The organism is Ralstonia sp. 25mfcol4.1 (genome assembly GCF_900104095.1).
Taxonomy (GTDB): domain Bacteria; phylum Pseudomonadota; class Gammaproteobacteria; order Burkholderiales; family Burkholderiaceae; genus Cupriavidus.
The window spans coordinates 474373-492049 of record NZ_FNJO01000002.1; the positions used below are offsets into that span (position 1 = coordinate 474373).

At 57.8% G+C, this 17677-nt stretch carries 19 protein-coding genes and 1 pseudogene; 8 read left to right on the top strand and 12 right to left on the bottom strand.

From position 1 onward, the window contains the following. Positions 1-358 precede the first annotated feature (358 nt). Positions 359-1051, top strand: a complete 693-nt coding sequence (locus BLQ58_RS05240; RefSeq protein ID WP_254775811.1) for a tyrosine-type recombinase/integrase — start codon at positions 359-361, stop codon at positions 1049-1051. A gap of 122 nt (positions 1052-1173) precedes the next feature. On the opposite strand, the gene BLQ58_RS28670 is transcribed toward BLQ58_RS05240, so the two are convergent. From BLQ58_RS28670 to BLQ58_RS28685, 6 genes are all read right to left on the bottom strand, one after another. Continuing rightward, the gene (locus tag BLQ58_RS28670) at positions 1174-1989 is read right to left on the bottom strand and encodes a hypothetical protein (RefSeq protein WP_029051284.1); all 816 of its coding nucleotides are present in this window, start codon (positions 1987-1989) and stop codon (positions 1174-1176) included. Beyond that, positions 1986-2603 carry a hypothetical protein gene (locus tag BLQ58_RS28675; protein ID WP_029051285.1) on the bottom strand — a complete coding sequence of 206 codons (618 nt, stop codon included), beginning with the start codon at positions 2601-2603 and terminating at the stop codon, positions 1986-1988. Before BLQ58_RS28675 ends, BLQ58_RS28670 begins: the two co-directional genes overlap by 4 nt. A 372-nt stretch (positions 2604-2975) precedes the next feature. Beyond that, positions 2976-3659 carry an HNH endonuclease gene (locus tag BLQ58_RS05245; protein ID WP_092595224.1) on the bottom strand — a complete coding sequence of 228 codons (684 nt, stop codon included), beginning with the start codon at positions 3657-3659 and terminating at the stop codon, positions 2976-2978. A gap of 64 nt (positions 3660-3723) precedes the next feature. After that, entirely contained in the window at positions 3724-4350 is a 627-nt protein-coding gene (locus tag BLQ58_RS05250) for a hypothetical protein (protein WP_049815910.1), read from the bottom strand. Beyond that, entirely contained in the window at positions 4351-4770 is a 420-nt protein-coding gene (locus BLQ58_RS28680; protein ID WP_029051286.1) for a hypothetical protein, read from the bottom strand. Then, on the bottom strand, positions 4767-5888 hold the full coding sequence (locus BLQ58_RS28685) for a hypothetical protein (protein WP_029051287.1): 1122 nt from the start codon (positions 5886-5888) through the stop codon (positions 4767-4769). Before BLQ58_RS28685 ends, BLQ58_RS28680 begins: the two co-directional genes overlap by 4 nt. Positions 5889-6335: 447 nt before the next feature. Here BLQ58_RS28685 and BLQ58_RS05255 point away from each other — a divergent pair, with 447 nt between their 5' ends. From BLQ58_RS05255 to BLQ58_RS05275, 7 genes and pseudogenes are all read left to right on the top strand, one after another. Continuing rightward, on the top strand, positions 6336-6932 hold the full coding sequence (locus BLQ58_RS05255) for a recombinase family protein (RefSeq protein ID WP_092595226.1): 597 nt from the start codon (positions 6336-6338) through the stop codon (positions 6930-6932). 687 nt (positions 6933-7619) lie between these two features. Next, complete coding sequence (locus tag BLQ58_RS28690; protein ID WP_139186059.1) at positions 7620-8600, top strand: hypothetical protein; 981 nt, start codon at positions 7620-7622, stop codon at positions 8598-8600. After that, entirely contained in the window at positions 8597-8992 is a 396-nt protein-coding gene (locus tag BLQ58_RS28695) for a hypothetical protein (protein ID WP_139186060.1), read from the top strand. Before BLQ58_RS28690 ends, BLQ58_RS28695 begins: the two co-directional genes overlap by 4 nt. Before the next feature lie 209 nt (positions 8993-9201). Next, positions 9202-10128, top strand: a complete 927-nt coding sequence (locus BLQ58_RS05260) for a hypothetical protein (protein ID WP_092595228.1) — start codon at positions 9202-9204, stop codon at positions 10126-10128. 237 nt (positions 10129-10365) lie between these two features. Beyond that, a pseudogene (locus BLQ58_RS05265) lies at positions 10366-10488 on the top strand (cyclic pyranopterin monophosphate synthase MoaC); the annotation flags it as partial. 211 nt (positions 10489-10699) lie between these two features. Continuing rightward, positions 10700-11164 (top strand): hypothetical protein, encoded by a 465-nt coding sequence (locus tag BLQ58_RS29390; RefSeq protein WP_092595230.1) that lies wholly within the window; start codon positions 10700-10702, stop codon positions 11162-11164. Further along, the gene (locus BLQ58_RS05275; RefSeq protein WP_092595232.1) at positions 11161-11685 is read left to right on the top strand and encodes a glycine zipper family protein; all 525 of its coding nucleotides are present in this window, start codon (positions 11161-11163) and stop codon (positions 11683-11685) included. Before BLQ58_RS29390 ends, BLQ58_RS05275 begins: the two co-directional genes overlap by 4 nt. An 8-nt stretch (positions 11686-11693) precedes the next feature. Here the strand turns inward: BLQ58_RS05275 and BLQ58_RS05280 are convergent, their stop codons facing one another. From BLQ58_RS05280 to sucD, 6 genes are all read right to left on the bottom strand, one after another. Beyond that, on the bottom strand, positions 11694-13520 hold the full coding sequence (locus tag BLQ58_RS05280) for a PglL family O-oligosaccharyltransferase (protein WP_092595234.1): 1827 nt from the start codon (positions 13518-13520) through the stop codon (positions 11694-11696). A 68-nt stretch (positions 13521-13588) separates the two neighbouring features. Beyond that, positions 13589-14209: a pilin gene (locus BLQ58_RS29660; RefSeq protein WP_368086168.1), complete on the bottom strand. Its 621-nt coding sequence runs from the start codon at positions 14207-14209 to the stop codon at positions 13589-13591. Then, positions 14206-14691 carry a pilin gene (locus tag BLQ58_RS05290; RefSeq protein ID WP_092595542.1) on the bottom strand — a complete coding sequence of 162 codons (486 nt, stop codon included), beginning with the start codon at positions 14689-14691 and terminating at the stop codon, positions 14206-14208. Before BLQ58_RS05290 ends, BLQ58_RS29660 begins: the two co-directional genes overlap by 4 nt. A 263-nt stretch (positions 14692-14954) precedes the next feature. Next, positions 14955-15491 carry a pilin gene (locus BLQ58_RS05295; protein WP_092595238.1) on the bottom strand — a complete coding sequence of 179 codons (537 nt, stop codon included), beginning with the start codon at positions 15489-15491 and terminating at the stop codon, positions 14955-14957. Positions 15492-15781: 290 nt separating this feature from the next. After that, a complete protein-coding gene (locus tag BLQ58_RS05300; protein ID WP_092595240.1) occupies positions 15782-16477 on the bottom strand; it encodes a TerC family protein in 696 nt (231 codons plus the stop codon). Between the two features lie 318 nt (positions 16478-16795). Further along, the gene (sucD, locus tag BLQ58_RS05305; RefSeq protein WP_092595242.1) at positions 16796-17677 is read right to left on the bottom strand and encodes a succinate--CoA ligase subunit alpha; all 882 of its coding nucleotides are present in this window, start codon (positions 17675-17677) and stop codon (positions 16796-16798) included.

A 17677-nucleotide genomic window follows, 5' to 3' on the forward strand; every position in this document is an offset into this window, starting at 1 on the left:
CTGCGACGTCGCTACGGAGTGACGAAACATCGATCTTGTCCAAATTCTGTCCAAGTGAGGATGGGAGATGGCATCGATTAGACATCGAGGAAGCAAGTGGCAGGCGCGGGTAACACGGGTCGGGTTCCCGTCCGAAGTTAAGTCCTTCGACACACGGCAGGACGCGGAACGATGGGCAAGGTCTATCGAATCGGAGATGGACAGGGGTAGCTACGTCAGCCGAAGCGAGGCCGAAGCGACCACCCTTGGGGATGTTCTCGAACGGTACATAGTCGATGTGTGCCCATCGATGCGGGGTGGCACTGAAGACACTATCAGGCTACGCGCGATGTGTCGGACGAGACTTGCGAAATTGAGCATGGCCGCGCTGACCCCGATGGCAATCGCTGCGTACCGCGATGAGCGACTGCAGCATGTAAGAGCGGGGACGGTAATCCGCGAACTGGCTTATCTGTCGGCGATCATCAACCACGCCCGGCGCGAATGGGGTATCAATGTCCCAAACCCCGTAGCATCGGTTCGCAAGCCACCAACTCCGCAGGGACGAAACAGGGTGCTGTTGGCGGAAGAGGAGTGCCGATTGTTGACTGCATTGGTCGCAACCGGTCGCCGGAATCCTTGGCTTCGACCCATGGCTATCTTGAGCCTGGAAACGGCTCTGCGGCGCGGTGAGTTACTTGCCCTTCGCTGGTCGAACATCAACCTTGAAGATCAGACCGCGTTCTTGCCGACGACCAAGAATGGAGCAGCACGGGCCGTGCCCTTATCCCGGAAGGCAGTGAGCCTACTGCGCGATCTGCCGCGTTGCATCGATGGGAGCGTATTCCCGATCAATGCACCTGCCCATCACAAAGCATTCAAACGAGCGTGCGATCGGGCCGGACTGGTCGACCTGCACTGGCACGACCTCCGTCACACGGCCATTACCCGACTGGCGACCAAGCTGCCGAATTTAATTGAATTGGCGGCAGTATCGGGACACCGCAGCTTGACCATGCTGAAGCGGTACTACCATCCGTCTGCGGCCGACCTAGCGAAGAAGATCGGTTAATTGAGCCTCGTGAAATGCCGTACACGACGACCAAGCTTAAGCCATGAGCGGCCAAGACCAATAGATCACGAAGTGGCCAACATCGAGGCTGTCGCGGGGGTTGTCCGTCTCGACCGGCCTCGTCACTTCACCAAGTCAAATATGTATCGACGCAGCTTCTCTGCGAATTGCCTAACATCGAGTGCCACAGGCATGAACATCCCTGGATGAGCAGCACTATTTCGAATACTGAGCAGGCGATCTTGCTCTTCGAATGCTTGAAGATCGTACAACCACAGTTCCATGCCAACTGCAAGAATATCCGCGTCCCTGCTACGTTGAAGTTCTGCGACGCTGTTTACAGTTAAGCCTTTCGTAATGCGATTGTAGGGTGCCCCCTTCTTCGCGGACGCCGCTGCGGCTGCAGCGTTAAATGCAGCGAACCCAACTAGCTGAATTTGATTGTGCAATCTGGCGACCCCAGCTGCCCATAGCATAATTATTGCAGCTCGGTGTGCATGAACGGATGAACAACGGGCAGCCTCTTGAACATACGCCATCTCTTCCTGCGATACTGAAGTTGCGAACAGCTCCTGAAGCTGTCTGGCTGCGGCTTGAGATGGACTTCCTTCGAATCTCATCAAAGGCACTACAACGTCGTCAAGAAGATTCCCAACAAATGGCTTTAGCCGAGCTCGGAAAGTCGAGACCCGTGTACGTTGCTTTGTAAGCGACAGCACCTCAGCCATGGCTTTGTCATAAGGGTCAAGCGACGGCAGATACCCGTCTGCTGTGTTTCTCAACTCCGACGCAACTCTTAACCAATCCTTTGCGAGGCTGGCTAGGCCAGTCAAAATCTCCGATCGATTGACTTCTGTCGTGCCTAGCTTTGACAGGACCAAATCCATCTTTTTGACCTTGTCGTGGAAATCCTCCAGATCTTCGCTAGTTGGGCTCATGCCTGCGCCTCGCCCGAGCCAGCCAATTTAGCAAGCAGTCCTTCGGCTGCGGAGACGCCCGCTGGGGCTAAGGCAATACCGTCTGCTGCTCCAGCCACCTTAAACATCGGTCCACCCAAATGCCGTCCCACGTTGGCCTTGTCCCAGCAACCATGATCCAAGCAGACAGCTCGGAACTCCTTCCAGTCCGCAATCCAGGTGCTCATAGTCAAATAAGACTTTGCACAGAGAAGCAATGCAACGTTTCGAGCTTTGTCGGCCTTATTTGAGCCGGGAACGTCGAGCGCGTGATAGTTGTACGGGTCTAGTTGGAAGTCAAAAAGCGCCGCGAGTCTTTCGGACGGAACCTTCAGCCGGGTCGCGGTTGCCATAAAACGTGTCCGCAACTGTTCTGGGATGACATCGCCGCCATTCGCTTCGACAGCAGTTCGCACGGGAGAAGCACCTCCCACAGCGGTTGATGTAGCAACCCCCAAAGCATCGCCGGGAGGCGTACTCAGCGAAGCGAGATAGGCACTGAGCAGCATCTCAAAGCATCTTTCCTGCAGTTTCTCCGGACATTTCGCGACCAAAGCCAGAATTTTCTCCAACTGGACTTCTGCATCCGCAAACATATTCACTCCTAACGGTAATCGTTCGAAAGTAAAACCGTACTCCCCGCAATACGTTACTACCCGCCCTGCTGTCCAAGATAATATCAGAGCCCCACATCGGAGTCGGCGTGATGTGGAGAAAAATCCAACGGAGGCAGTCGAAATCGCAAAGCCCGACCTTGTGCTCTGTTACTTTGACGCGATACTGCAGAATGTATCTCTGAGATGATCGCTGGGCGCGTTGAGGGCACCTACGGCGCTTCTAAATCACTGAGAAATGGGAATGAAACATTGCAGAAAACAGGCATTGGAGGGTGCCGCCGATCCGGCTGCCGCATACGACCGGGCTGACTATGCTACAGACCGTGAGACCGATGCGTCCGCCACCGGTATCTAATCCCGATTACCCCGTCCATTGTTACACTGGCGGCAGAGGGTACGTAAGTTCGAGAGTTCTGAGCCCCCGCCTTTACTTACATGGACTTTATGATCAACCTCTAGCACCGTCTCAGCATCTTCGACCGGCGATGCTCCGCAAAGTGTGCACCGATATCCGTCTCGCTTGAGGACATCATAGCGAACCCGCTGACCGATTGCGGTGCGGCGGCATTGCGTCGGCTTCGCCTCGGCTAAAAGCACCTCCTTAGTTATGATTTTTCTTTTGTACTCTGAAAAAAGGCGCTGAAATATTATATAAGGACCGAAACGTCGACGAATTACATCATAATGTATTCCCTTTCCCGTTTCTTCTTTGAACCGAGCAAAATCCCCCAAAGCTGGTTTGTGACCGCGCCAGCGCCAAAGCTCCTCAAAGAAAACCAGTAACTCGTCATCTGTGTAGCGGACTTTTTTCCCGCCACAATCAATACCAAACGCAGAACAAGCGTTCGCGAATGACCCGAACATTCTATTGATCACGTCCAGCGAAATGGACTTGTCTTTCCAGGCCTTGTAAGCGCCTGATGTTCGGTCCTTCACGTCAAAGGCGAGTGCGAACCGGCGTAACGAGCGCTCCACATCCCTCTTGGAACTTTGGTGCCGCACCCTGTCCATTGAAAACAGCTCGATATCGTCCATCTTCCATAACCATCATTACGCCACAGTTCTCACACAATGAAATCATGAAAAACTAACTAATCCATCATACCGTTGGATTATGATATAAGGCCACGCCCATATGCCGAACGGTATACGAAAGTCCGCTTGTATCATGGATATGCTCACTCACAAATGCCAGAGGGCTCCTCGGACAATCCTCTACGTCGATCTCTTCAAACTGCACCAAACTCACGAGATGCCGCCGCCAATTTGTCATGATTCTGGCCGCAAACTTTCCCTGGCAGTAGACCAACATCCCTCCGTGACGATGATTGTGCCCTCCATTCGAGTACCGTAAGCATAATTGCTCGAAGCCCTCCGCCAACCATTCAGGCCCTTTATCTCGCTTGGCCTCACAAAGCCATAAGAAAGAGGGGTCGCGGCCTCGCACGACGATATCAACATGCCCCCCAATTTTGGTGTCGTGCGCCACGGAGTAGCCTCGTTCGTCGAGTAAATCCACGATGTACATCGTAATGGGATCTTCCGTCGAATCGTGATAGAGCTGTTTTCTTTCTTGCAGCTTTCCAATAACGCGATCTAGGTCTCGATATAGGACATCGATAAAATCATCGTATGTTTCAACAAGCTCCCTCTTAATGAACAATTCGGTACGTGAATCGACAGCGGCAAGCGCGGCAAGCTTAGCAAGCGAGTCCTCTCCTAACACTCAACCTCCTCGCTTCTGAAGGCTATTGCGGGCGTGCTCCGTCGGAGTAAAATACACAAGCACGGAGGCCTGATAATCTTGTACCAACTCGCCACTAACCGGATGCTCAAGGGCATTGAGCTTCGCCGCGGTAGATACCACCGACCTGGAGATTGGATGGTATTCACCATCTTCATCAAGAAACTCATACCGCATCTCTAAGAGATTAGCTTTAGCTCCAGTCAAATATTGCACGGCCGCCAACAGATCCGAATCCGTCCTTGGAGAAACAAGTCGCTTGAAAATAGAATACGTAAGGTGAAGTTGGCGATCAAATTCACCGCCCTCAAGATAAATAACTATCGCCGCACAAATGCGTGCAACCTCAGGCTGAGAAATGCCCAGGCTTTTAATATCACGCATTATTTGGGCTGAGCTCATTGAGGCTCACTTGCAAGAGCATTTGAGAGTGTGTGCAACACTGGTGCCGTTGCAGTCGCCGGCCGCAAGCAATTCAAGAGCGTACCCAACACAAGATCGTAATCCTGCTGACTCGTGCAATCAATCACTCTCGCCAAGTCCATGAACGGCTCCACGGCGCTCAACATGCTTGAATGACCCTCCAAGATTAGAACAGGAGCACTGCCCTTGGATGGAGAGTTAAATACGGCACTAATACTCCACAATTGAAGATGATCAATCGCCGCCTCGCCATTCTTATGGTACTTGTCCACGCGAACGTCACTGGTTCGATGACGACCACGGTTGGAGTTAATATAGCCCCCTTCATTAACGTGACCAATTCTTTGGACTACCCAGTCTTTTCCTGAGTAAAGTACATGTAATGCATCTACAAGATTGAGCGCATTACCCAACAAATTGTCAACGCCGAGTAACTCACTCGCCCGAGCATTGAAACGTGCACGGAGCGTCTCGCGATATTTGAACACGTCTTTTTCAGACATGCTTTTCGCCTGATCAATTCGCATTTCTACCAACCCCCTCTCGGGACTCACCGAAATGCTATCGAAAACAGGAAAAATCCGTTTCTTCTTTGCCACTAGCTCAGTAAATCCTGCCCCTTTAAGGGATTCAGGGATACTCTCTTGGGGCAGCACTTCCTCTTCCGTGATGGACCTTTTAGATGCATAGATAAGCGTGTGACGCCCATCAGATCGATCCACTGCGGTCGGCACCCCAAGAGGGAGGGGTTCATTCAGCAAAGTGCTTGGCAGAGGCAAAGGATACGAGGCGCGATAGGGACTATCCTGCGCCACAAATGCATCGAGTTCATTGGCCAAAGCCTGAGCCAGACTGCGCTCCACTGCCCACAGCATGACCGCCTTGTGGGTGTAGAGCACGTTATCGACGTAAGACTTGAGCAGCGCATCATAGGTAGCCTCGGAGTGCTTCGGGTCTGCAAGGCGAGCTTCAAGCTTAGCGCGTGTCCGATTCCACCCCTGCCCAATTACGTCCAATTCATGTTGACGAAATGCATTGGCGAACACCGAAAAGGTGTCTCTCACGCCGATAGCATCAAGAACTTCCTTACCTTTCATTCTTCTCATTTTCCAAGGAACGGTACGCGGCGCTGGCATTGTTGCATCCGCGTTTGTGGGTGTCAAAGCTGACCTCCGGGGGGTATCCAGGCGATACCGCTGAGACTTTCGTCTGCTCAGCCATTTTTTGATGGTCCGCTGCTCAACGAGTGCTCGAACAACAACGAAGACAGCGAGAGGTTTAACACTTTTTTTGAATCATGTACGCCCCGCTACGTAGGGGGGGGTACTTTTCCAATCCGGTTGAAAAATTGCCAAGCCCCACGTCCCCTGGCGGTCTCAATCAATCGAAACCCGTGCAAGAGGGACAAAAGGTCTGGCTTGATACGGATGTACGAAACCGACCCCATTCGGACTGTACTCAAATGGCATGTACGAAAGTAACCCTAGACATCTTTCGTACAGCGCGTATGATACGTACATCCTTTTCGTACATCACTGTGCCCAATGTCCAGAGTCTTCGCTTACTGCCGCGTCTCCACATCCGACCAGACCACCGACAACCAGGCCAGGGAGATCGAAGCGGCAGGTTTCGCCATACAGGCTAAGCGCGTTGAGATTGAGGTAGTAAGCGGGTCCGTCGCAGCGTTTGAGCGCCCTTGCTTTTCTCGCTTGGTGGATCGGATGGAGAGCGGGGATGTGCTGGTAGTGACCAAGCTGGATCGACTGGGCCGCAATGCCATGGACGTGCGAAGCACGATTGATAGGCTGGCTGCTGATGGCATCAGGGTCCATTGTCTGGCTCTGGGGGGCGTGGACCTGACGAGTGCAGCGGGACGGATGACCATGCAAGTCCTTGCCGCCGTGGCTGAGTTTGAGCGGGACCTGCTCATCGAGCGCACGACCGCAGGCATCAGTAGGGCGAAGGCCGAAGGCAAGGCCTTTGGAAGGCCGTCAGCGCTGTCGTTGGCGGATCAGGAAGCTGTGCGCTCACAGCTCACCCAAGGCGTTTCTGTGGCCCAGCTTGCAAGGGACTTCGGCACCAGCCGTCAAACCATCATGCGTCTGCGAGACAGGGTCCAAGCAAGTTCTAAGAATGTCTGAGGTTGCTACTTGCCGAGCATCGTCTCTGACTGCTCTGCTCCCTCCATAAGCATTAGATTTTATCTGATGCAATCCTAATGAATTCAGGGGCTTATTAATACCCGCCCACTACGAGAAAAAGACTACAGTCCTCGCTCTCGCGGCCACCTGTGGAAGGTCCCTCGTCGGGGTTCAGCAGATCGGCCTAGCGGCCTACATAACGTCCCCGTCGCGCCAATTGAGAGCGTTCCCGAAGCCTTAGATTTTATCTGATGCAATATCAATGAAATCAGAGGTTTAGCAATACCCTGCCATATTGGGGAAAGTGCTAACCCCAATTCGCCACGCTCGGCTGTCGGGAAAGTGCTCCCAAGCCTGCATGTCCGCCACAGTGCCCCCACTGCGACACCCCTGACTGGGTCAGCAACGCGCAGGGGCTCCCGTTCCTTCCAAAGGGTACTCCCCGCCTAGCAGTCCTCAGGCGTCATTTCCTCGTTTCTCCCCACCTTTTAGCCCTACCACTCGATTAGATGAGGCCCAAGCGCCACTTAGATTTTATCTAATGAAATGCCCGCCAAATCAAAGGGTTAGCAATGACCCTTCACTGCGGGGAAACGAGCGGCCCGCCAGCCAGCGCATGTAGCTTGGTTGGGCAAGCATCGCCCCAGAGTTCACGAGCGCCGGCCCTTACGAATCAAGCACTTATCAATGACCCCTCATATCAGAGAGAACCACACCCAAAATGTCAGGAATGAATACATGAAAACGGACAGACCCATCCCAAAACGGGGCGAGAAGAAAAAGGCATTCGACCAAGCTCATCAAGCCGGTCTTAAGACCATAGATTGGTACTGCAAGGCGCACGACTGGACGACACATCTTGTGGCTGGCGGTCGCGGCATATGCAAGGCATGTAACGACAAACGCAATGGCCGCAGCAATGCTAAAGCGAAGGAGCAATACCACTCTGACGATGCTTACCGCGCGTCCAGGCGACGACAGATTGAAGAAGCCTTAGAGAAGCGTTTGGCAACCCCAGGGCAGCGCGAAGAGATGAACGCCCATGCACGGGAACACCGCGCAACCAAGCTTAAGTCCGATGAGCAATTCGCTGGAAGGGCGCGGGAGGCCAACGCTGCTGCGAACTGGCGCGAGACAACCGGCGGAGTAATGCACGGTTGGCACGACATTGAGCGCCCGGCTGTACAGCGCAGTTACACAGGCGTGCGGCAGGGAATGGAAATCGACCATGGCGTTCCCAAACGGGCGCAAGACGGAGACGGTGTCCACGTGGCAACAGGCCTTCACTGTTTCGCAAACCTTGCTGCAATCGCTATGCCATTGAACCGATCGAAAGGCACCTATTTCTCACCCGAGAATTACCGTAGGCAGCGACCCGCCAACCGTGGCCCTGGAGGTGCTTTTGATCCTTGCCCGACTGAAGACGAATGGAAGCTTATTCGAGAATCCGAAGCACTTGGGACACCGCAAGATTTCTCGTTGGAGGTGCTGAGAGACCGGTTGGACCAGGAGGCAAATGCGTATGAAACCCATTATCGCGAGGAATTGGAGCCTGCGTTATTGCAGCGATGGCCCAATGCGTTTCCAGCACAGGCGACTTTCCAAACATCCCAGACATTCCCCGCTCAGCTGACCGTCAAAACTCCACTGCCCTTGGAGACGGAATGACAGTATCGGAAGCCGAGCAACAGGTATGGCTAGCGGCAGCAGGATTAGCCAAACCCATCGACCACAAAAAAGGCCAAAGGGTAAGGACCGACCATCCCGAAAGGACCCTACCAAAGGGGAATGAGCCTCATCGCATTGCACAGCAACGTGGCAAGCCCATAGGCAGACCTCCAGGCGTCGCAAATGGATGGAACCGTAAAGACAGAGATATTGAAGCAGCCTTTGCCAAAGCAACAGCAAAGTGTGATGTCAATTTTTATTGGAGTTATGGTCGATGGCCCAGCTCTGATGAGTCATGGGACATATACATCGACACTATTCCCGTAAAGCTCTGGGAGGACTGGATAAGGATGAGGAAACGCCGTAGCAAGGTACAAGCAGGGAGATATTGATAGTGATTAATATTTCACATTATGGATTATGTCCATAACAGGACCCTTCCTCTTATTCAAACATACCCACCTGAGATCTTCATAGGTCTGTTAGGGGGTCACCAAACTACTGTGAATTCCACAGTGAATTAGGGGCGTGTCGCTTTCAGCCCTATCAATTGCCAACGCAATCATCATCTGCCGTTGGTCAGAAAACAAAACTTTCACACATGTACAACGAAAAACTAGCCGTGCTGGAGTCAGTCCGCACAGAAACCGAACGAGTTGCCAAGGAGCAAGTAGCTATCGCTGCCTCGCAGGGGGTCGAAGCGGTCGCCAAGGTCGTAGTCTTCCCTGTCAGTGAGTTCCCAAACTGGGCCACTACGCTAGCCAAGATCCTCTGCCAGAACCCCGAGCTTGCGAAGGAACCCAACCACAAGCTGAGCATTCTCATCGAAGAGCATGAAGGCAAGACTGGCTTCGATCCCAAGATCATGTCAAGGAAGCTCAGTGCGCAACAGCAGTCCTACGCTGCTGACATCCTTGGCCGTCATGGATACGAGGCCGCTGGGTTGGTTACAGGCACCGATATCAAGCGAATCGTAAAGGGAGGAGATAGCTCATCCCAGCCGGAACCCACGAAATTCTTTGCTGATGGTGTCTCCATCGATGGGACCACCTACAAATACCGTCAGCGGAACACGACTCCCACGGGAACGCCTTGGAACGACCTCTGCATTCGCGTCGGTGGAGTTGAGGTTCCTCTGGTCACCTTGCTCAAGCTCAGAAACATCAGCATCGGAGAGTTCCAGCAATTGGACGATGAAGCAAAGCGGTTTGCCAGCACAGAGCAAACGGTAAAGAGACAAGAGCTTGACAGGGAGCCTCGCACTCCCCGTAGTATCGCCAACCTCGCCACGGTCGTTGAGAGGACTCAGAGACGGTCGATCAACCCCGACGAGTACACCAGCAGCGAGCTAGCCGAGCTAGTACGGACATGGTTCTACAACGTAACGGTGAAGATGGGCGGCTACCCATGTCTCGCTGGATTTGTGGACGAGCTGTCAAAGAACCCAGAAATGCGCGAGGTCCTCAGGCAATTCGCCACACGACCGCAGGAAGCAGCGGCGAACGACGATGGGGCAATAGCCGCCTAAGACCCTGTGGTACGTAAAACCACGTGCGGCATGCCTACCTGCAATCCATTACTCTCACAACAGCAAAGAGTACACCACCTGTCGCCAAGCGCCGTTGCATCCCGTAAACTTGTCACTGGCGCGTTTGGCTACAGATGAATGTTGTCCAAGTTCTGTCCAAGCGCTGTCCAATTTGATCAACGAATTTGGTCGAGATCGAACACTCCAATGCTCGTAAGCCTCTGATTTATAAGGAGTGTGCAGGTGGCGCAACTCACCATCTACGACATGTGCAAGGCGGTGGACCGGGGCATGGTGATGGGCAATGTGAAGCTGCTGGAAAAGCATGGCGGGAAGTCGGGGGATTGGGTGGCGCCGTAAGTCGGGGTTGTAGCGCCCTGTCGCGCGCCCGTGCCGCCACATTCCCCTTCTTCGTCCCGCCCGTAATGAAGGTAACGCCACATTTCCGGATGCCCGGAAAGGTCCCTGCCGGCGGCAAATTGATATTCAATGCAAGACATGGCGGCCGCCGCCAGTCGTCCGGGCGCCAGCTTCGGACGTTAAGCACAGGCAGGAACTCGAGGTACACATCATGAACGGGCGCAAGCTCTGCCAGATCGTTCTGGCATTGGCCGCGATGGGCGCGGCGGGGTACAGCACGACATCTCTGGCCCATGGGTATTACCGTGGCGGGCACGGGCACGGACACGTGGGCGTAGGTGTCTACGTGGGGCCGGGCTGGGGATGGGGGCCGGGATGGGGCCCCGGCTGGTATCCGTATGGACCGTATTACGCACCGGGCTACTACCCTGGTTACTATCCGGCACCGGCCGTCGTGGCGGCGCCTCCGGCGGAACCGCCGCAATACATCGAACAGGGCAGCGACGGCAATCCCACCGTCACCGACGGGTCGTCGCCCAACGCCTGGTGGTATCACTGCGCCCGGCCCGAAGGCTACTTTCCATACGTGAAGGAATGCCCCGGCGGCTGGCAGCGTGAGCAGCCCCATGCGCCGTCGTCCGCGGCCCCCGTCCCTGCTCCTGGAGCCTCCTCATGAGATTGCGTTCGCTGAGTTTGCTGATGGCCGCGTCGCTGGGCCTGGGTGCCTGCGCGGTGATGCCGTCGGGCCCGAGCGTGATGGCGCTGCCGGGCACCAACAAGACGTTTGACCAGTTCCGTGGTGACGACTACAACTGCCGGCAGTTCGCTTTCGGGCAGGTGGGCGGCACCACGCCGCAGCAGAACGCCAACGCGGCGGCCGTGGGCAGCGCCGTGGTGGGCACCGCGCTGGGCGCGGCGGCGGGTGCGGCGTTTGGTGGCGGTCAGGGCGCCGCCGTGGGTGCCGGTGTCGGCCTGCTGACCGGCTCCGCAGTCGGGGCCGGCAACTCGTACAACGCCGGATACGGCTCGCAGCGCGCCTATGACGCTGCCTATGTCCAGTGCATGTACGCCAGCGGCAATCGCGTGCCGGTCTATGGACAGATGGTGACGGCACAGCCGCCGGTGCGCGCCGCGATGCCGCCGTCCAACTACCAGCCGTACTATCCGCCCCCGCCTCCGCCGGGCTACGTACGCTGATTCCTGCCTTAGTTGTCCTGTGTCCTGTCCTGCGTCGCCCGGTGCTGACCGCGCTGGGCGCGCAGGTGGACCCACGCGCAGAACTCGCGCGGCCGGCTATCGGCGCCCAGTGCATCGCAATCGCGTGACAGCACGCCAAACTGTGCCGCCTCATCCCCCTGATAGTAATAGCGCAGGCGCTCCATCCAGAGCCGTGCCCTGTCCTGCTCGCCAGTCAGCGCAAGCAGCCACGCACTGCGGCGGATCAGGTTGGGCGTGGGCAGCAGGTGCAGCGCGTCGATATGGGCCGGCAGCAGGCCGGCCGCGCTATCGGGTGTGATGGTCGTGTGCTCGGCGACGTCGGATGCCGCATGCTGACGGAACCAGAAACGGGGCATCGGCAAGGCGTCGCGATGCGCTTCACTCGCGTACTCGCGCGCCTCGACGCGCTTGTAGTCCTGCCACAGGGTAACGAGCGCCACCGCCGACACCGCCACGAACGCCAGGCTCGCCAGCATAGCGCCGGCGCGCGGCCACGGGCGGCCAAGGCCCGACGGCTCCAGCCAAGCCAGCAGAAAGCAGAACGGCAGGAAGAAGTACAGATAGTGCAGCGGATACTCCAGCATCGAGTGCGCCACGAGCATGGCCAGCCAGATCAGGCCCGGCACCGCCATGCTTCGTTCGGTCGGCGTGCCACGCCAGACGCGGTCGCGGATCACGCGCCAGAACCAGGCCGCCAGCACGACCACGACTCCCACCGTGCCCACCGCCCCGGTCTTCGCCAGAAGATCGAGCATCGCATTGTGCGCATGCAGCGACATTTCTGCGACGACCTGCGCTTGCGATGCCACCTGGAACTGTGCCCAGCCGAATTCGCCGTAGCCGACGCCGAGCCACGGATGCGCATGAAACATCGCCAGCGCCTGTGACCACAGCGCGCCGCGATACGAGATCTGGTTGCCCGATTGCAACTGCGACACGGTATCGAACAGCCGCCAGTCGAACGCCTGCCCCGCCATCTTGATGGCCGGCTGCAGTGCCACGATGCCCGCGACCAGCAGCACCGCAGCGGCGACCAGACCGGGCGCCCGGTGCATCGGACTGGCTCCCCGCGGCGTACCGCGCGCCATGGCGGCCGCCAGCAGCGCGTAGACCACAGTCAGCCCGACATGTACCAGGCCGGTCCGCGATCCGGACAACACAATGCCGCTTTCCAGCAGCATCGTCGCCACGAGCCAAGACGGAAACTGCAGCCAGCTGCGCGTCGCCAGCCAGATGGCGGCGGCCAGCGCCAGCCCGTTGAGCGTCGCCTGATGATTCGGCTGATTCAGGTTGCCCCACAGCCGGCGATTGGTGTCATAGAAATATTCCGAGACGAGCCCGAACGCCTGCTCCTCCAAATGGAAGACCTGTACCCACTGCGCCAGCGTGCCAAGCAGCCCGGCCACCAGAAAGGCGATCGCCAGCGCATCGACGATACTGGCCCGACGATCCACCGACGACGCCTGCCCCATGCGCCACGCGCCCACCATCACGGCCGTGCCCAGCCCCAGCACCAGTTGCGTGGTCAGGCGGCTGCCCGACACATCGGCCATGCCCGAGGCCGCCTGCAGCACCGTGGTCGCCATCAGCCACAGCGGGAATGCCGCAACCCACGGAAACGCCTTGCGTGGCCGGGAGCCCGACACATCGACGCGCACCAGGGCCAGCACGGCCACCAGGGCCACCCCGAGCAGCGCGGCGGTCCATTCGCCAAAGAACGTCGCCAGCGGCAGGGTATGCCGCGACACCAGAAACGGAAGGGTAAAGGCGACGACAATCGCCGTCGCGGGAAGCGTGGCTCGGTGCAGCGGCATGCGCGCAGGGGCTCAAGGGGGCAAAGGCGCCATGATAGCGTGCCCCCGGCCCCGTGGCGCCGCCTGGCTCACATGCCTTCGCATTCGGCGACTCTGTAGCGTGCATCCACGTTCGTCTTGCAGACCCACACACGCCCCAGGGTCCGGCTTGTGTCCGCGTATTTTTCCCAGTCGCCGTTGGTCTCGAGTTCAATTTTCTTGGACTGCAAGACTTTTGCGACGCCATCCTGCTTGAAGGTGGTCTCGATCCGGCAAAACCCTCTTTCGTAAACCGCGTAGCTGCCGCGCGAGTATTCCCAGCCTGGCTGCTGCGGTCGGTCCGGATTTACCCACCGATGACCGCGCGCGGTCTCGCTTACGCGAATCGGCTGCACGTACCGCCCCGATGCTCCCGAGACTTCAGTGTCAAGAAGCCCCGTGACCATATCGCGTGCGCCCCCAAGTCTCGGATTGTGCACGCAGGATCCTGTCTCTTCGAACCTGGCGGCGACCTCGTTCTTTTCCGACGCCAGCAGTTGCAGTGCCTCGGCGAACTGCGCCCGGGCAACGTACACCTGGTACATTGGCATGGCCACAGCGGCGAGGACGCCGATGACCGCCATGACGATCATCAGTTCGATCACGGTGAAGCCACAGCCCGGGTGCGGGCATGCACGACGGCACGGGGCGGCATCCGGGGCCGGCATCATGCCTTTTTGCCCTGGCCGACGCATGACTGCGGCAGGAAACGTTGTGCGATCTTGTCTGACTCGCACTTCCATTTGATCGAGCCTTTGTCGGCATTCTCCATCGTCAGCGTCAGGGCCTTGCCTTTCAGTTCCTTGGAGACTCCAGACTGCCGGAACGTCGCGATGACGGTGCAGTTGCCACTGTCATTGGCCGTCCCGCCAACATTCACGCGCTCCACGTACTTGCCATTGATATCAGCAGCAGCGGGAATGCCATTGGCCATCGCGGTTGCGTTGTTCGGGCAAGTCCCGGTTTGCGAGAACGTTTCCGTGACCGACGCCTTCTGTCCCGACGCCAGCGTCAGCCCCTCGGACACCTGCGCCCGTGCGATGTAGTCCTGGTACTGCGGAATGGCGATCGATGCCAGAATGCCGATGATTGCGACCACGATCATCAGTTCGATGAGCGTGAAGCCGGCGTGGCGACCGTGTTGATAGTGCATGTTGACCCCCTTCTGAAGAAGTTGTTGGAATGGCATTGCGCCGACAGCCGTCAGGGCAATCGGCACGGCAATCTTCAAGGGAGTGACGGCGCCTACGGATTGATACAGGGCAAGGCGGCAGGCAATGTCGCAATTGCAGGCAGGCGCGACAAAGACGTCACGTATCGCCACAGTCAGCCTTGTCCCGGAGGCGGCTCGGATCGCTCCGAGCCGCTTCCGGCGGTGGCACAGCTAGCCGCCGCGGGCGCGGTATGTCCAGACGCTCATTCCGCTGTCGACTTCGAGAGCTGCGTGCACGCTTGCGGCAGATACTTCTTGTCGGCCGACGATTCGCATTTCCACGTCACCGAGCCCTTGTCGGCGTTGCCCATGGTCAGGGTCACGTACTTGCCAGTCAGGCCTTTGGCGATACCGCTATCTTTGAAGTTCGCCGTGATCGTGCAGCCGCCCGCTTCGGTCGCGGTGCCGCCGACCTGCACGCTGGCGATGTAACTACCGGAAATGGACGTTGAAGCAGGAATGCCACTGGCCGCGCCACTGGTGTTGTTGGGACAACTGCCCGTGTTGGAAAACGCCTCGGTTACCGGCGCCTTCTGCCCCGATGCCAGATTGACCCCTTCGGAGAACTGCGAGCGCGCCACGTAGTCCTGATACTGCGGAACGGCGATAGCCGCGAGGATGCCGATGATGGCCACCACGATCATCAGTTCGATCAGCGTGAAGCCTCGTTGGAATGCGGGCGCGGCATGGCCGCTGGTGCGGTGCGAGCCGTGATGGATGGCGTGGATTGTGCGTTGCATATTGACCCTTTCGTTTTCGTCGTCGAGCCGACGTGTGGATTGGAAGTTCAGCCACGTGCCGCGTGCCCGAAGGCATGTGGCGCGTGACCGGGGTCATGATCGGAAGAACGCTGGGGAGGCTCCAATGACCTCGGACAATTCCCACAGAAATGTGGGAATTGTTTGGAAATTCGCAGGAGTCCGTGGTGCGGACGCTGCAATTCGGGTGTTGTAAAAACAAAACGGGCGACCCGTAGTGGGTCGCCCGTTTCAGGCTCGCGATACGACTTCTATACTGCCCGATGCAATCGTCAGGCGGTCTGTGCGCTTCTGCGGCGCATCAGCTTGCCGATCAGCACGACCAGCACCGCGCCAATCACGCCGAAGACCAGATGCGCATGCGGCACGTGGACCTGGAACCATTCGGCATCCACCGGATCGCTGACCAGCATTTCGCCAGCCAGGTACCCCAGCAGCGCGGCGCCGAGCACGATGATGATCGGGAAACGCTCCATCACCTTCAGCAGCAGCGTGCTGCCGAAGACAATCAGCGGAATCGACAGGCCCAGGCCGATGATCAGCAGCATCAGCTGGCTGCCCTCGGGGCCCTTCTGCGCGGCGGCGGCCACGGCCACCACGTTGTCCAGCGACATGACCAGGTCGGCGATCAGGATCGTGCGGATGGCTGCCCAGATATTGTCCTTGGCGTCATGACCATCTTCGTCGTCATCGCCGGTCAGCAGTTGCACGCCGATGTAGACCAGCAGGACGGCGCCCACGATCTTCAGGTACGGCAGGCTCAGCAGCTTGACGGCTGCCACGGTCAGCACCACGCGCATGATGATGGCGGCGGCGCTACCCCAGAAAATGGCCTTCTTCTGCTGGGCGGGGGGCAGGTTGCGCGATGCGAGCGCGATCACCACGGCGTTATCGCCCGACAGGACGATATTGGTCAGGATGATCGACCCCAGCGCAATCCAGAACGTGCTGCTGGACAACAATTCCACGGCTAGACTCCTCGAAATTCCAAAGTTATGTTCCGTGCCCGCGGAAGCTGCCGGTTGCGGCCGACTGCGGACTTTCGGATGTCTGAACTACCAGACATGAAGATTTATCGTACGAACCTTTCGATTCGGTTTCAACCGGGGTGGTTCATGTCTCGGGATATACCCTAGGACATTGCCACGCCACAACGACATTGCCCCCGCCACAAGGACGGGGGCAAAAAGCGGTGCGCGAGGCGTCATGTCGACCCCGCACCCCGCAAAGACGGCATGCCGCGCAATGTGTCAGCCAGGCCACATGCACGGCATCGGGCGGGCTGCTTACAGCATTGCCTTCAGCAGACGGCCCATTTCCGACGGGTTCTTGGTGACCTTGATACCGCAGGCTTCCATGATTTCCAGCTTGGCCTGGGCAGTATCGGCACCGCCCGAGATCAGCGCGCCGGCGTGGCCCATGCGCTTGCCCGGAGGCGCGGTCACGCCAGCGATGAAGCCAACCACCGGCTTCTTCATGTTTTCCTTGATCCAGTAAGCCGCGTTGGCTTCGTCCGGACCACCGATCTCACCGATCATGACCACGGCGTCCGTATCCGGATCGTCGTTGAACATCTTCATCACGTCGATGTGCTTCAGGCCGTTGATGGGGTCGCCACCAATGCCCACGGCCGACGACTGGCCCAGGCCCAGCGCGGTCAGCTGGCCCACGGCTTCGTACGTCAGCGTGCCCGAGCGCGACACCACGCCGATGCGGCCCTTCTTGTGGATGTGACCCGGCATGATGCCGATCTTGATCTCGTCCGGCGTGATCAGGCCCGGGCAGTTCGGTCCCAGCAGCAGCGTCTTCTTGTTCTGCTTGCGCATCTTGTCCTTGACTTCCATCATGTCGCGGACGGGGATGCCTTCGGTGATGCAGACCACCAGGTCCAGGTCGGCGTCAACGGCTTCCCAGATGGCGGCAGCTGCGCCTGCGGGCGGCACGTAGATCACCGACACGGTGGCGCCGGTCTGTGCCTTGGCGTCCTTCACGCTGGCGTAGATAGGAATGCCTTCGAAGTCTTCGCCGGCCTTCTTCGGGTTCACGCCGGCAACGAACGCGTTCTTGCCGTTGGCATAGTCGCGGCAGCCACGGGTGTGGAACTGGCCGGTCTTGCCGGTGATGCCCTGGGTGATGACCTTGGTGTCCTTGTTGATCAGAATGCTCAT